This window comes from Flavobacterium sp. N2820, from assembly GCF_025947285.1.
Taxonomy (GTDB): domain Bacteria; phylum Bacteroidota; class Bacteroidia; order Flavobacteriales; family Flavobacteriaceae; genus Flavobacterium.
On the sequence record NZ_CP110008.1, the window covers coordinates 2,742,404 to 2,756,420 of the forward strand.

Below are 14,017 nucleotides of genomic sequence, written 5' to 3' on the forward strand. Positions count from 1 at the left end.
CTATATTAGCACCTCAAAATTAAAATCATGGAAGTAAAGAAAAATCCAAACGTAGATCCAAAAAGAAATAGCACGCTTTATTTTCAAATTGGATTAGCTGCAGTTTTGTTATTAACATATGTTGGAATCGAATTAAAATCGGAAGATCCAAGAGAAGAAAAAGTAGAGCTTGTTATAGAAGATAATTTTGTAGAAGATGATGTAGCTATTATGACTATGCCACCAGCTCAAAAATTACCACCACCACCACCACCAGCGCCAGTTGAAATACAAGTTGTGGATAATAAAGTTGAAATCAAAGAAACTAAGATAGAAAAAACTGAAACAAACGAAAATACTCAACAACAAGAAACTAAAACAGCGGATTCTTATGGTGATGAAGGAAGTACAGGAGATGATATTCCTGATGAAGTTCCGTTTGCCGTAATTGAGCAAGTTCCATTATTTCCTGGTTGTGAAAATGAGCCAAAATCAAAACAATTTGATTGCTTCCAAGAGCAAATGCAAAAACACATCAAAAAGAATTTCAGTTATCCTGAAAGAGCTATGGAAGATGGTACACAAGGAAAAGTTAATGTTGAATACTTAATTGGTACTGACGGTAAAGTAACTGTGTTAAGAGTAAAAGGTCCTAAAGGGACAGAATTACTTGAAAAAGAAGCTAAAAGAATTATTGAAAAATTACCTCAATTAAAACCAGGTAAACAAAGAAATAAAGCAGTAAAAGTTAGACACGTAGTGCCAATTACTTTTAAATTGCAATAATTAAAAAATCCCAACTTTAAGTTGGGATTTTTTTTGGCACATATATTGTATTGATTATTTAACAAGTTGTTAACTATTAATCTGTATATATTATGAGACCAAATGTAGATTTTCCGAAAAAGGCAAAAAATAGCTTTATATTTTTTCAGTTAGGACTTATTGCAACTATGTTAGCAGTATTGTTTGCTTTAGAATTTAATTTTGAGTTAAAACCTAAAAAAGCAGATGTGCCGAAAACAATTCCAACAGTTGATATTTCGTTGCCTACCGATTTTAGAATAATTCCTCAATCTAAACCTATAGCCGAAACAAAACCATTAATTACAAAACCAAAGTTCACTAGTCAATTTAAGAAAACTTTTCAAGAAGTTCCAAAAGATGACACTAAGCCAGTTGAAACTAATCCAAGTAATGTAGATACTAATATTCCTTCAAAAACGGATGTAGACCCGATAAAGAATAATAGTACAATCAACAATCCTGCGCCAACTGTTTTTAACGTAGAGGAACTTCCAATGTTTCCTGCATGTAAAGGTTTGCCAAGAGACGAGCAAATGAAGTGCTTTGAAGAACAAATGGCAAAAGCCGTTGCAAAAAATGCAGTTTACCCTGATAAAGATTTAGAAAAAGGCAAGCAAGGTGTAGCATTGATATCATTTATTATAGACGAAAATGGTAAAATTATTGATGTAAAAGCCATAGATAACAAGAGAGCAACGCCTGAAATGCAAAAAGCAGCCGAAAAAGCGGTTCAGAAAGTTTCAAAACTTACACCAGCAAAACAAGGAGGAAATCCTGTGAGAATTAAATATAGTATTCCGGTGTCGTTTAAAATTAAATAACTAAAATAAACCCATAAAATCATCCCACATCAGTGGGATTTTTTTATTTTTACCACTTATTACAAATACTGCTAAAAATGGAAATCAGACAATATTTAGATGCTACTTATCTGAAAACAGCTCAACAAGCTAATTTATCAGAAGAAAAAAACAATGAAGTAGTTAAAAATTGTATTCAAGAAGCCATTGATCATAATTTTAAATTGATTATGATTCGACCAGATAAAGTAGCTTTGGCTAAAGAAATGATACAAAAGGCAAAATCAAAAGTTACCATCGGAACAGTTATTGATTTTCCTGAAGGAGACGGCACTCTGGAAGATAAATTAGCAGAAGCTATTCAAGCGATTAATGATGGTGCTGATGATTTGGATTTTGTAGTTGACTATAAAGCTTTCAAAAATGAAGCGTTTGACAAAGTTAAAGAAGAAGTTTTAGAAGGGACTAAATTAGGTCTTAAACACAATAAAATTGTCAAATGGATTATCGAAGTTGCAGCTTTAAATGATCATCAAATAGTGCAATTATCAGCTTTGATAAAGAATGTAGTAATTGCAAACTGTAACGAAAAAGACTATGAAAAAGTATTTGTAAAATCATCTACTGGATTTTATAAAACGCCCGAAGGAGTTCCAAACGGTGCAACAGTTGCTACTATAAAACTAATGCTTGAAAACTCATTTCCATTACCTGTAAAGGCGGCTGGTGGTGTTAGAACCTATGAAGAAGCTGTTGAAATGATTCAGTTAGGGGTAAAAAGAATTGGAACATCTGCGGCAAAAACAATAGTAAATGGAGAAATTTCTAAAAATGATTATTAAATAATATTTATGAAATCGTCATTAACAAAAAGTTTGCGGGAACAAACATCTATGAAGATAAAGTGATTCCATAGCCCTTTTGAAAAAAATAATTATCTACAAATGAAAAAAAATTATATTTTATTGTTGTTGGTTTTTGGATGGACAACTTTTGCACAAACAAGTTCAAGAGAACAATTTCCACTTTTTTCGGAATGTGAAGCATCTGTTTTAGACCAACAAGAAGCTTGTTTTTATAACACAATTCAGAACTTTATTTATACAAATTATAAAGTTGCAGATGATGTAAAATTGGCTAATTTTAAAGGAAATGTTATCGCACTTTTTGAAGTAGATACAACAGGAACATTTAAAATTCTATATATTGATGCACCTTACGAATCTTTAAAAACAGAAACAAAACGTGTTTTTGAATTATTACCAAAAGTTAAACCTGCAACCTATTCTGGGCGAAAAACGTATTCAAAATTTACTTTAAAAATTGCAATTCCGTTAGAACAACCAAACGTGTCCTCTTCTAAAACCGGAGTTATTCAAGATAAAACAAATACTTTTTTGATTGATAATTCAAAAGAATTGTCAGAATATGATGCTATTGTATACAAACCTTTCGAAAATCCGCAATTCAAAAGCAAGGGAAATATTATGTTTTCGCATCAAAATTATGGTGTTTTTGATGCCTTGCTCAATCAAGTTGGAAGTAATAATCATACTGCTTCAAAGCCTTTTTCTTATGATGAAGTAGCAAAATATTATGATTTTGAAACCGTAAACCAATCGGCTTTAAAACAAAAAGAATCGTGGTGGGGAAGAAAATTTTGGAACGAAAACTTAGTAGCCATTCAAGGCGAAGGATATTGGTTCTCACTAAATCCTATTTTAGATGTAAGAATTGGAAAAGATACTGAAAGCGAAGCATCAAATACTTTTGTGAATACTAGAGGAGTAAAAGTTGATGGGGGTTTAGGCGAACAATTAACGTTTTCTACTTCCATTTTTGAAAGTCAAGGGCGCTTTGCAGATTATTATAATGCGTATGCAGAAAGTATAAAACCATCAGGTGGAAATCCTGCAATACTTCCAGGAATTGGAATTGCAAAACGCTTTAAGGAAGATGCTTACGATTTTCCAATGGCAGAAGCTAATATTAAGTACACACCAAATCAATTCATTAATCTACAATTGGGTTATGGAAGAAATTTTTTAGGTGACGGATATCGTTCTCTCATACAAGGTGATGGCACAAGTCCGTATCCGTTTTTTAAAATCAATACTACTTTTTGGAAAATTAAGTACACCAACACCTATATGTGGTTAAAAGATGTTCGAGATTTAGCTACGGTTGACGGAACCTATGCAACAAAATACATGGCAAATCATTATTTGAGTTGGAATGTAACCAAACGATTTAATCTTGGGTTTTTTGAAAGTGTAGTTTGGACCAATACGAACGAAAGAGGTTTTGATTTCAATTTTGTAAACCCATTGATATTTTACAGAGCAGTAGAATTTGGTTCTTCTTCAAAAACTGGAAATGCGGTATTAGGACTTTCCTCAAAATACAAATGGAATAATCAGATTAACTTTTACGGACAATTTTTAATCGATGAGTTTGCAATTGGCGATGTGCAAGAAAGTAATCAAAGTTGGAGAAATAAATTTGGTTATCAAGTAGGAGTAAAGTATTATGATGCGTTTAAAGTTAAAAATTTGTTGTTGCAATTAGAATACAATCAAGTGCGACCTTATGTGTATTCGCACAGTAATCCTTTGACAAATTACGGGCACAATAATCAAAGTATGGGACACAATTGGGGTGCAAATTTCAGAGAATTAGTAGCCATAGCACGTTATTATAAAGGAAGATATTTTGCTGATGCAAAATTAATTTACGGACAACGTGGTTTTGATTTTAATAACGGAACCGACACTTTTAATTATGGTGGAAACATCTATTTAGATTATGATGAAAATCGTCCGTATGATACAGGTGTTTCAATAGCACAAGGAAATAAAACTACGGTTATGATTGCCGATGTACAAGTAGGATATTTAGTAAATCCAGCTTCAAATTTAAAAGTTTTTGGAAATGTTTTATTTAGAAATTTTGATCCAACAGCTGAAACTGCTGCAACTGTTAAATCAAATACTATTTGGTTTTCAATTGGATTAAGAAGTGATTTATTTAACTGGTATTTTGATTATTAGTGGATTTCTGAATTAGTTTTAAGAATAGAAATAAAATATGAAAAGACTAATAGTAATATTTTTTTTAACGAATTCTTTATTATTCAGTCAAGAAAAGACTATAAGAGAATTTGTTTCTGAATTGAACTTAAAAAAGTTTGTAATACCAGATAACTTCAAATTATCTGGTAATATATTAGATTCAAAATTAGAATGTAAAAATTATTATTATTCAAAAAAAGAAAAGGATTCTACTTATTTGTTTAGCCTCAAAGAAGACTCTAATTTTATTGCTTTTTTACCTGTTGGAAATTATTACATTGATGAAAATTTTAAAAACATCTCCCAAAACCCTAATGGTTACTATGGTTCAATCGCTCCTTCAGATTTATTGATTTATAATAAAAAAGCAGATGAGTTTTATTACATTAAATGTTTAGCTTCTGGAAGTTCAAAATATTCTAAAGAAGGAATTGAATATGACTTATATTTTGAAATTTATCCTCCAATAATGCTTTTAGATAACAAATTAAATCCTAAATATTATTTTTTTGATTCGGAGGAAGATGGCGACATAAACTTAGCTTATTATGAAATTTTATTTTTTGAAAATTATTTTCAAATTAATTCATTTGCTCAAAAGGAAAGAAAAAAAATAAACATTCAGGATTTAAAGTTTGATGATTTAGAAGAAGTTTGTACGAAGGAAACAGTTTTAATAAAAAAAGAATATTTTAAATACAATAAAATCGATATCTTTAATATTTATAATCAAAAAATGAATAAGCAGTTGTTGCCTCATTTTCCTCGAGTAGAAAATTAATCATCAATGTTGAGTTTTAGTTTGAAAAAAACAACCTTCATAACAATTTTTTCTATTTTCCTTTTTGCATGTAGAGATGCAAATTTTAAAGAGTATTCTATCGAGAAGATTGTATTTTCAAGTGATTTTTATTCGGATTCAGTTCATGAAGTCTCCATTAAAAACAGAGAGGAAGTTGATTATTATGTAAGCCAAATAAGTAATCTTAAAAAAATGGAAGTGATGTATATTTTAAGCCTTTTGAAGGAGCTTTAGATATTCATTTTTATGTAAAAACGAAAAATGGAGAAAATAAAATAATCCCATCACTTCATACAAGTATTATCATTAAAAAAGATAATGTTTATATATTCACCAATTACAATGGAGAATTTAAAAATGATTCTCTTGCTAACGAGATAATAAAAAGATATAAAAAAGGAATAAATAATAAAGATTTTGAATGATTTTTTGTGGTAATTATCCTTTTCTATTATTACAAACTCAATAATTCCCAATTTTTAACGAATTTTCTAAATTCTAAATTCCAAATTCTAAATTTCATATCGTATCTTTGCACGCAATTTAGCGCAAAATAAAAAGCATTGGAAACCATTACGCAACCCCAAAACAAAAAATCACTTTACAAAGACTTTGTGGCGATTACTAAGGCACGATTGTCAATTAGTGTTGTGGTCTCAACGCTTGCGGGTTATTTATTAGGATTCAACGACGAACAGCCTTTTAAATGGTCTGTTTTGTTCTTGTTGATTGTTGGTGGTTATTGCATGGTGGGTGCTTCTAATGTTTTCAATCAAATTATTGAAAAAGATTTAGACACTTTAATGGACCGAACTAAAAACCGTCCGTTACCTTCAGGTAGCATGTCTAAACAATTTGCCTTCATTTTAGGAACTATTCTTACCATTTTAGGATTAATTATACTGTACAACGTAAATCCGAAAACGGCTATGTTTGGTGCGATTTCGATTTTTATGTATGTTAGCTTATATACACCTTTAAAAACAGTTACACCTTTATCGGTTTTTGTGGGCGCTTTCCCCGGAGCGATTCCGTTTATGTTGGGTTGGGTAGCAGCAACAGGTCATTTTGGAATTGAAGCGGGAACATTATTCATCATTCAATTTTTTTGGCAATTTCCACATTTTTGGGCAATTGGTTGGTTTTTATATGATGATTATAAAAAAGCAGGATTCTTTATGTTGCCAACAGGTAAGAAAGACAAAAAAACTGCTTTACAAACCGTTTTATATACCATTTGGATGATTATAGCTTCTGTAATTCCAGCTTTTGGATTTACAGGAAAATTATTTTTAAGCAAAATAGCTACAGTCGTAGTAGTTTTATTAGGATTATGGATGTTATTTTACGCTTTTAAACTTCACAAAGAAATGGATGCAAAAGCTGCAAGAAAATTGATGATTGTAAGTGTTTCTTATATATCTTTGTTGCAAATTGTATATGTTTTAGATAAATTTTTACGATAAGATGGAAAATAGAATGACATTTGAAGAGGAACAGGAACGTAAAGGAAAAACCTACAAGCTTTTGCTTTGGTTTGGAATGATAAGTATTTGTATGATTTTTGCCGGATTAACAAGTGCCTATGTAGTAAGTAAATCTCGTCCAGATTGGTTACAAGATTTTGAATTACCTACAGCTTTTTTGATCAGTACAATTGCAATGCTCGTGAGTAGTTTTACTTTTTATGCCGCATTACAATCTATGAAAAGAGGGAATAGAAATCAAACTACTATTTTATTACTTTCAACGCTAGCATTAGGAATAACATTTATAGTTTTACAGTTTAAAGGATTTGGTCAAGTCATCGAAAACGGCTATTTTTTTACAGGAAGTGAAAGTAATGTAACAACTTCATTTTTGTATATTGCGGTTTTAGTACACATTGCACATCTTTTAGGAGGAATTATTTCTCTTTTAGTTGTAATTTATAATCATTATAAACAAAAATACAATTCGGCTCAAACCCTTGGTATAGAGCTAAGTGCAATGTATTGGCACTTTATGGATTTTATTTGGGTTTATTTGTTTTTGTTTTTCTATTTTTTCAAATAGAAAAAAAATAATAAATTTGGGAACTTTTTAACAATTAAAAAATTTATGGGAGCGACAGTTATTTCAAACGAACACGCTTTAGACGGAGGTCCAGGACCATTAGGAGCAACCTATGGTAAAATGATGATGTGGTATTTCATCTTATCTGATGCATTAACCTTTTCAGGATTCTTAGCTGCGTATGGTTTTTCAAGATTCAAATTCATCGAAACTTGGCCTATTGCAGACGAAGTTTTTAACCACTTTCCTTTTGCACATGGTGTAGATGCACCTATGTATTATGTGGCTTTAATGACATTTATCTTAATTTTCTCTTCTGTAACTATGGTATTAGCTGTAGATGCAGGTCACCACATGAAAAAAAATAAAGTTGCTGTTTACATGGCACTTACTATTGTGGGTGGTTTTATCTTCTTAGGTTCACAAGCTTGGGAGTGGAAAAACTTTATCAAAGGTGAGTTTGGTGCAGTAGAAACTTCTGGAGGTTCAATTTTACAATTTGTAAAAAAAGGAGCAGATGGAAACTATGAAAGAGTTGCGCTTGGTGAATTTGCAGCTGTGTTGCAAGAAGATAGAGTTCAACACGAAAAAAATAATGGTATTTGGTTCGTAGGAGAAGCTACAATTCCAAGTCATTCAGCTAATGAAGTTATACAAGGTTTCAAAGCGAATGAAGATATTTTAGTAAGAGTTGAAACTATCGATCCTGCAACAAAAAAGAAAGTTGTTTTATCTAGAGAAGAATCTTTAAAAAGAATAGCAGATACAAAATATGTTGTTGAAGGAGCTAACTTAGTTAGAAACGAATACGGAAACAAATTATTTGCCAATTTCTTCTTTTTTATTACTGGATTCCACGGATTCCACGTATTTACAGGAGTTTTAATCAATATCATTATTTTCTTTAATGTGTTGTTAGGAACTTATGAGAAAAGAAAAAGTTACGAAATGGTTGAAAAAGTTGGATTGTACTGGCACTTTGTCGATTTAGTATGGGTGTTCGTATTCACGTTCTTCTACTTAGTATAATATTTTAATTAAAAGTATATCATGGCACACGCACACGAATCAAATACAAAAAGAATATGGATGGTTTTTGGTTTACTTTCAGTAGTAACCATTGTAGAAGTTATATTCGGTATCTATAAACCTAAAGCTTTATTTTTTAATGACTTTTTAGGGATGAATTTATTAAACTGGTTATTCATCATTTTAACAATTGTAAAAGCATACTACATTATGTGGGCTTTCATGCACTTAGAAGGTGAAAAGGGTGGTTTTAGATGGTCAATTGTTGGACCATTAGTATTCTTAATTTTATATCTATGTTTTATCGTTTTAATCGAAGGAGCTTATGTTTTCGATGTTTATAAAACAGGACATATCAAGTGGAATTTTTAACATTTGTTTTCTATATCATAATCCCGATTTTCATCGGGATTTTTTTTACTTTTGTATGAACTAAAATTAGTTATTCTAATGAAAAATAAAATTGTCCTTATATCGCTTTTTGCTTTGCCAATTGTGATTTATCTGATATTTTCTACGGCTTCTCATAATTCACTTTTTTTACCAACACTTTCTGAAAATAATTCTGAAATTCCTCAAAATTGGACAAGTTTAGACAGCTCAAAAATAGCATTATCTGGAAAAATTACAGTTCTTGGTTTTGTAGGAAATAATGTAATTGAAAATAGAGGCAATTTTTTTAACCTAAATCAAAAAATTTATAATAAATATAAAGGTTTTACTGATTTTCAAATGGTAATGGTTACCCCAAAAGGAAATGAAGCCAAAGCCAAACAAATAATTAATGAATTAGCTCCAATTACAGGTGATATGAAGGGTTGGAAATTTGTTTTTGCTTCGCCTGATGAGATACAATCATTTTATGATAGTTACAAATTAGCAGGAAAATTAGATGAAAACTATGGAACACCTGCGGTTATAATAGTTGATAAAGCGTTAAATCATAGAGGAAGAAAAGGTAAAAACAGAAAAGGAGTAGAGGAATATAAGGAAAGTTACAATACAATTTCAGCGGCAGATTTGCATAATGAAATGACCGATGATGTAAAAATTATTCTTCGTGAATATCGTTTAGCTTTGAAAAAAAATAATAATAAACGAAAAGACGCTTTTAGAGATAAAATTGAAGAGAATGTAACAAAAGCAAATCAAAATAATAATGAAAAATAAGTCATACATTGGAATTTCATTTATCGTTTTGATTTTCGGAATTTGGGCTATCCCAAAAATTATAGCTAAATTCCAAAAATCAGATTTAGTTGAAATTGGACCCGTTCCAACATTCGAATTAACCAATCAAAATAATAAGAAAATTTCGGACAAAGATTATTTGGGTAAAGTCTATGTAGTAGAATTCTTTTTTTCCACTTGTCCAACAATTTGTCCAAAAATGAATCAAAGTATGTTGCAATTGCAAGATGAATTTTATGGCAATCCAAGTTTTGGATTGGTCTCAATCACAATTGACCCAAAACAAGACACACCTAATGTTTTAAAGGAACACGCGGATTTATTAGGTGTAAAACATTATAATTGGCATTTTTTAACAGGTGATAAAGAATATATTTATAATTTAGCCAACAAAGGATTCAATTTATTTGCTGGTGAAAATTATAAAGCAGCTGGCGGATTTGAACATTCGGGTTTGTTTGCTCTTGTAGATAAAGAAGGGAAAATTAGATGCAGAAAAGACGCACAAGGCAATCCAATTTTATACTATGATGGATTAGAAGCAGATGGCGTGCAAGCCATTAAAGAGGATATTAAAAAATTATTAGAAGAATAATATGGAACAGTCAAAAGAAATAAAATATAATAAGGTCATCATTGCTTTATCAATAGCAATTCCAGTAGTAGTCGCGTTACTTTTTGGAGTAAACTTAAGAAAAATGGGCTTTGATGTACAACCATTGTCGTTCTTACCGCCAATTTATGCTACAACGAACGGATTAACAGCCTTTATTTTAATAGGTGCTGTGGTTGCAATTAAAAACGGTAATAGAAAGTTACATGAAAATTTAATGAAAACCGCAATTGCATGTTCTGTTGCGTTTTTAGCCATGTATGTTGCCTATCACATGACTTCAGATTCTACAAAATTTGGAGGAGAAGGCATTGCGAAATATATTTATTATTTCATCTTAATCACTCATATTTTATTATCGGTTATCATTATTCCTTTAGTGTTAACCACTTATGTTAAAGCTTGGTCTGAACAATTTGATAAGCACAAACGCATTGCAAAAATTACGTTTCCAATTTGGTTGTATGTTGCGGTTACAGGTGTTGTGGTGTATTTAATGATTTCTCCTTATTATGCACACTAAAGAAAATAGAACAAAGAAAATAGAACAAAGAGGTTGTAAGATGAAAATATTTTTCTTTTTTCTTTTCTCTTTTTTCTTTTCTCTTTCGACTCAAGCTCAATGCGCCATGTGTCGTGCTGCTCTGGAAAGCGAAGATGGTGGTGTAAAAGCAGAAGCCGTTAATGACGGAATTGTTTATTTAATGGCAATTCCTTACGTTTTAGTTGGTGTTTTAGGATACGCAATTTACAAAATGCGTTACGGAAAGAAGAAGTAGTTAGAAAATCAATTTCAAGTAATTCTTAATTCATTAATTGAATTACTCCATTCCGTCAATACTGATGCTCATTTTCCCAGAAGTAGTTATGAATGCAATGATGGCTTTATCCGTTAATTCAATTTTTTCAAATTCAAAATCGTTCAAAGTTCCGTTGACAAAAACGCCTTTCATGGGTGAATAATTTGATAAATACGGATTCATGCTCTTTTTGCCTTCTTCTAAATTTCCTTTTATTGAATAACGGCAGTTTTCCTGAATTTTTCTTAAAATAGTTCCTTGCAAAAGCCAATTTGCGGATTTTGTTAAAATACCTTTAGTGTTCAAAACATAATCCATTTGGTCAAAATAAATTTCTTTTGTAATTGAATTATAATTCGGAATTCCTGATAAATAAATCGTGCCATTAATACTTCCTAAAAGATCTAATGCAATAATCATTTTGCCATCTTTTTGCCATAAATCAACTTTTTGAACCGTAATTTTTCTACTTCCCGATGCAAATTCTTGACCTTGAAAATTTTTGGTTACAATTTTACTTGCGCTTTCATAGGTAGAAACTGCCACCACAGAAGCTGTTGTGTTTTCTGGTATTGATGCTACAGGTTTTAATATGATTTTAGCAGCATCAAATCCGTTTTTAGGCTCTTGCCCCACCATGGTTTGCATGTTGCATTTTAAGCCCATGTTTAGTGTGATTTTTGATTTTGATAGTTTAGCTTCGGTTACATACAATTCCATCGGAACCATTTTAAACCAAGTTTCATATTGTTCACTTGTTAAAAAGGGCGTGCTTAATTTTTCTAAAACAACTAATACTTGTGGTTTAAAATCGCAGGTTTCGTCAATCGCTTTGTCAATTTTTTTTGCAATTTTCGATTTAAAAATACTTAGCGTTGGATTAATAATGTAAGTAATTGGGACATTTTTTCCTGCAACTAAAATACTTGGGCTTTCACTCCATTCAAAATCTTCTAATTTAGAAACTGTAGTAAGTTTCCAGTTGGTTAAATGGGTCTTGCTGTTTAATGTGATGGTTCCGTTTAAGTTGATTTCTCGGGTATCATTTAATCCCATAAAATCAGTACCGTATTTAAATTTTGCCCAAATTTTCATTGGAATTACAGAAACAATATTGCCGTCTTTTTCAGTTAACTTGATAGGAGCTGTTTTCCAAATTTTCATTTCGGTTTTGTCATCACTTAAAACAGAATCGTTATAAATTAATCCAGTTAAATTTTTATTCAACTGATATTCTATTTCCTTAAGTGTAATTTCAACAGGCATAGCCACAAAAGAAGTTTTATTTTTGTAAACCACGGCAGCATTGTTTGAAGGTGCAGGTTTTAGCGCTTCTATTTTATTGGTTGTTCCACAAGAAATTAATAGTAAAAACAAGCAAAAGATCAGAGTAAAAGCAATAGTTGTTTTCATCACCACAAAATATAAGTTGATTTTTTTTTTGATGTAAAAGTAAAATTTTAATTGATAACTGTAACAAAATTCAAAAAAAGAGGTCTTATTGGTATTGAGAAATAAAGCCCATAAAATGATAACAAAAAAAATACTCTTTTTTCTATTGCTGATTGGTTTTCAACTTTCGGCACAAACGAAAAAATGGACATTGGAAGAATGTGTGGATTATGCCATCAAAAATAATATTTCTATTAAATCATCTGAGTTGGATTTAAAAACTTCGGATATTGAGAAAATGGAAGCTGTTGGTGGTTTTTTACCCACTTTAAATGCTAATGCTAATTACAGTATCAATACAGGAGCAAGTATTAATCCTGTTACGAATCAGTTTCAAAACGAAACTTTTAAATCGTTATCAGCTGGAGCAAATTCAAACGTTACTTTGTTTAATGGATTGGCAAATTGGAAAACACTACAAAGAGCTAAGCTTAATAAAATAGCAAATTCATACAGGTTAGATAAAATGAAAGACGATATTGCGCTTTCGGTGGCAAATTCTTATTTGCAAATTTTATTCAATAAAGAACAATTAAAAGTTCAAAAAAATCAAAATTTAATTACAAAAGAAAATTTAAAAAGAACGCAAGAATTAATTGATGCGGGTTCTGTTCCGGCAGGTGATATTTATGAATTGTTAGCAACGGATGCCACACAACAACAACAAATTATTAGCACTGAAAATGCTTTGCTGATCTCAAAAATTGCATTGTGTCAAACTTTATTGATTGAAGATTATGCAAATTTTGATATTTCAGATGAAACGATAGATTTACCGCTTTCAAATGTGACTAATGAAACTCAGGAAGCTATTTTGGCGAAAGCAAAAGAATCTGTTAAAGATGTAAAAATTGCAATGTCTAATGTAGCAATTGCCAAAAAAGATGTAGCCATTTCGCGTTCGTCATATTTGCCAACGTTAACAGGTTTCTTTGGATACAATACACGTTGGGCAGAAAGCACACCTTTTAGTTTTGTAGATCAATTATCTTTATTTGATGGTACAGCAGTTGGATTACAACTTAATGTTCCAATTTTGAATGGGTTTTCAACAAGAGGAAGAGTACAACGTGCAAAGATCAATCAAGAGCGCACAGAATTTCAGTTAAAACAAGCCGAATTAGATTTAGAGCGTAATGTATATCAAGCGTATAATGATGTAATTAATGCAAAAAAATCGTTTGAAGCTGCACAAAAAACATTGGAAGCACGTAAACAAGCATTTGACTTTTCTAAAGAAAGATATGATGTAGGGTTATTAAACGCATTTGATTATTCGCAATCAACAATTGCATTAGAAAATGCACAATCAGAAGTAATAAGAACAAAATACGATTACATTTTTAGAACCAAAATATTAGAATTCTATTTCGGAATTCCATTAATCAAAAAACAATAACAAAATACAAATATCAAGT

General features: G+C 30.8%; 15 protein-coding genes. 14 read left to right on the plus strand and 1 reads right to left on the minus strand.

Going from position 1 to position 14,017, the window contains the following annotated elements; genetic code table 11:
• Window positions 1-27 precede the first annotated feature (27 nt).
• The 13 genes from OLM52_RS12850 (at window position 28) to OLM52_RS12910 (ending at window position 11,126) form a co-directional block, all read left to right on the plus strand.
• Entirely contained in the window at window positions 28-765 is a 738-nt protein-coding gene (locus tag OLM52_RS12850; protein WP_264548897.1) for an energy transducer TonB, read from the plus strand.
• 92 nt (window positions 766-857) lie between these two features.
• Entirely contained in the window at window positions 858-1,607 is a 750-nt protein-coding gene (locus OLM52_RS12855) for an energy transducer TonB (protein WP_264548898.1), read from the plus strand.
• A gap of 77 nt (window positions 1,608-1,684) precedes the next feature.
• Window positions 1,685-2,428 (plus strand): deoxyribose-phosphate aldolase, encoded by a 744-nt coding sequence (gene deoC / locus OLM52_RS12860; protein ID WP_264548899.1) that lies wholly within the window; start codon window positions 1,685-1,687, stop codon window positions 2,426-2,428.
• A gap of 102 nt (window positions 2,429-2,530) precedes the next feature.
• Window positions 2,531-4,636 (plus strand): capsule assembly Wzi family protein, encoded by a 2,106-nt coding sequence (locus OLM52_RS12865; protein ID WP_264548900.1) that lies wholly within the window; start codon window positions 2,531-2,533, stop codon window positions 4,634-4,636.
• A gap of 37 nt (window positions 4,637-4,673) precedes the next feature.
• Window positions 4,674-5,438 carry a hypothetical protein gene (locus OLM52_RS12870; RefSeq protein WP_264548901.1) on the plus strand — a complete coding sequence of 255 codons (765 nt, stop codon included), beginning with the start codon at window positions 4,674-4,676 and terminating at the stop codon, window positions 5,436-5,438.
• 584 nt (window positions 5,439-6,022) lie between these two features.
• Window positions 6,023-6,925, plus strand: a complete 903-nt coding sequence (gene cyoE / locus OLM52_RS12875) for a heme o synthase (RefSeq protein ID WP_264548902.1) — start codon at window positions 6,023-6,025, stop codon at window positions 6,923-6,925.
• Between the two features lies 1 nt (window position 6,926).
• Window positions 6,927-7,514: a heme-copper oxidase subunit III gene (locus OLM52_RS12880; protein ID WP_264548903.1), complete on the plus strand. Its 588-nt coding sequence runs from the start codon at window positions 6,927-6,929 to the stop codon at window positions 7,512-7,514.
• Between the two features lie 45 nt (window positions 7,515-7,559).
• Complete coding sequence (locus OLM52_RS12885) at window positions 7,560-8,543, plus strand: cytochrome c oxidase subunit 3 (RefSeq protein WP_264548904.1); 984 nt, start codon at window positions 7,560-7,562, stop codon at window positions 8,541-8,543.
• A 21-nt stretch (window positions 8,544-8,564) separates the two neighbouring features.
• Complete coding sequence (locus tag OLM52_RS12890; RefSeq protein WP_264548905.1) at window positions 8,565-8,915, plus strand: cytochrome C oxidase subunit IV family protein; 351 nt, start codon at window positions 8,565-8,567, stop codon at window positions 8,913-8,915.
• A gap of 78 nt (window positions 8,916-8,993) precedes the next feature.
• Window positions 8,994-9,713, plus strand: coding sequence for a hypothetical protein (locus tag OLM52_RS12895; RefSeq protein ID WP_264548906.1), 720 nt, complete (start codon window positions 8,994-8,996; stop codon window positions 9,711-9,713).
• A complete protein-coding gene (locus OLM52_RS12900) occupies window positions 9,703-10,329 on the plus strand; it encodes an SCO family protein (protein ID WP_264548907.1) in 627 nt (208 codons plus the stop codon). The genes OLM52_RS12895 and OLM52_RS12900 overlap by 11 nt, the downstream gene beginning before the upstream one ends.
• A 1-nt stretch (window position 10,330) precedes the next feature.
• Entirely contained in the window at window positions 10,331-10,870 is a 540-nt protein-coding gene (locus OLM52_RS12905; RefSeq protein WP_264548908.1) for a DUF420 domain-containing protein, read from the plus strand.
• Window positions 10,860-11,126: a hypothetical protein gene (locus tag OLM52_RS12910; RefSeq protein WP_264548909.1), complete on the plus strand. Its 267-nt coding sequence runs from the start codon at window positions 10,860-10,862 to the stop codon at window positions 11,124-11,126. The genes OLM52_RS12905 and OLM52_RS12910 overlap by 11 nt, the downstream gene beginning before the upstream one ends.
• Before the next feature lie 42 nt (window positions 11,127-11,168).
• Here the strand turns inward: OLM52_RS12910 and OLM52_RS12915 are convergent, their stop codons facing one another.
• Window positions 11,169-12,560: a DUF4403 family protein gene (locus OLM52_RS12915; protein ID WP_264548910.1), complete on the minus strand. Its 1,392-nt coding sequence runs from the start codon at window positions 12,558-12,560 to the stop codon at window positions 11,169-11,171.
• A gap of 115 nt (window positions 12,561-12,675) precedes the next feature.
• Here OLM52_RS12915 and OLM52_RS12920 point away from each other — a divergent pair, with 115 nt between their 5' ends.
• The gene (locus OLM52_RS12920) at window positions 12,676-13,998 is read left to right on the plus strand and encodes a TolC family protein (RefSeq protein WP_264548911.1); all 1,323 of its coding nucleotides are present in this window, start codon (window positions 12,676-12,678) and stop codon (window positions 13,996-13,998) included.
• Window positions 13,999-14,017: the final 19 nt, after the last annotated feature.

What these genes read in the sequence shown, in the direction of transcription:
- OLM52_RS12850 (WP_264548897.1), top strand. Translation starts at nt 28, where the DNA reads ATGGAAGTAAAGAAAAATCCAAACGTAGATCCAAAAAGAAATAGCACG.
- OLM52_RS12855 (WP_264548898.1), top strand. Translation starts at nt 858, where the DNA reads ATGAGACCAAATGTAGATTTTCCGAAAAAGGCAAAAAATAGCTTTATA.
- deoC (WP_264548899.1), top strand. Translation starts at nt 1,685, where the DNA reads ATGGAAATCAGACAATATTTAGATGCTACTTATCTGAAAACAGCTCAA.
- OLM52_RS12865 (WP_264548900.1), top strand. Translation starts at nt 2,531, where the DNA reads ATGAAAAAAAATTATATTTTATTGTTGTTGGTTTTTGGATGGACAACT.
- OLM52_RS12870 (WP_264548901.1), top strand. Translation starts at nt 4,674, where the DNA reads ATGAAAAGACTAATAGTAATATTTTTTTTAACGAATTCTTTATTATTC.
- OLM52_RS12880 (WP_264548903.1), top strand. Translation starts at nt 6,927, where the DNA reads ATGGAAAATAGAATGACATTTGAAGAGGAACAGGAACGTAAAGGAAAA.
- OLM52_RS12885 (WP_264548904.1), top strand. Translation starts at nt 7,560, where the DNA reads ATGGGAGCGACAGTTATTTCAAACGAACACGCTTTAGACGGAGGTCCA.
- OLM52_RS12890 (WP_264548905.1), top strand. Translation starts at nt 8,565, where the DNA reads ATGGCACACGCACACGAATCAAATACAAAAAGAATATGGATGGTTTTT.
- OLM52_RS12895 (WP_264548906.1), top strand. Translation starts at nt 8,994, where the DNA reads ATGAAAAATAAAATTGTCCTTATATCGCTTTTTGCTTTGCCAATTGTG.
- OLM52_RS12900 (WP_264548907.1), top strand. Translation starts at nt 9,703, where the DNA reads ATGAAAAATAAGTCATACATTGGAATTTCATTTATCGTTTTGATTTTC.
- OLM52_RS12905 (WP_264548908.1), top strand. Translation starts at nt 10,331, where the DNA reads ATGGAACAGTCAAAAGAAATAAAATATAATAAGGTCATCATTGCTTTA.
- OLM52_RS12910 (WP_264548909.1), top strand. Translation starts at nt 10,860, where the DNA reads ATGCACACTAAAGAAAATAGAACAAAGAAAATAGAACAAAGAGGTTGT.
- OLM52_RS12915 (WP_264548910.1), bottom strand. Translation starts at nt 12,560, where the DNA reads ATGAAAACAACTATTGCTTTTACTCTGATCTTTTGCTTGTTTTTACTA.
- OLM52_RS12920 (WP_264548911.1), top strand. Translation starts at nt 12,676, where the DNA reads ATGATAACAAAAAAAATACTCTTTTTTCTATTGCTGATTGGTTTTCAA.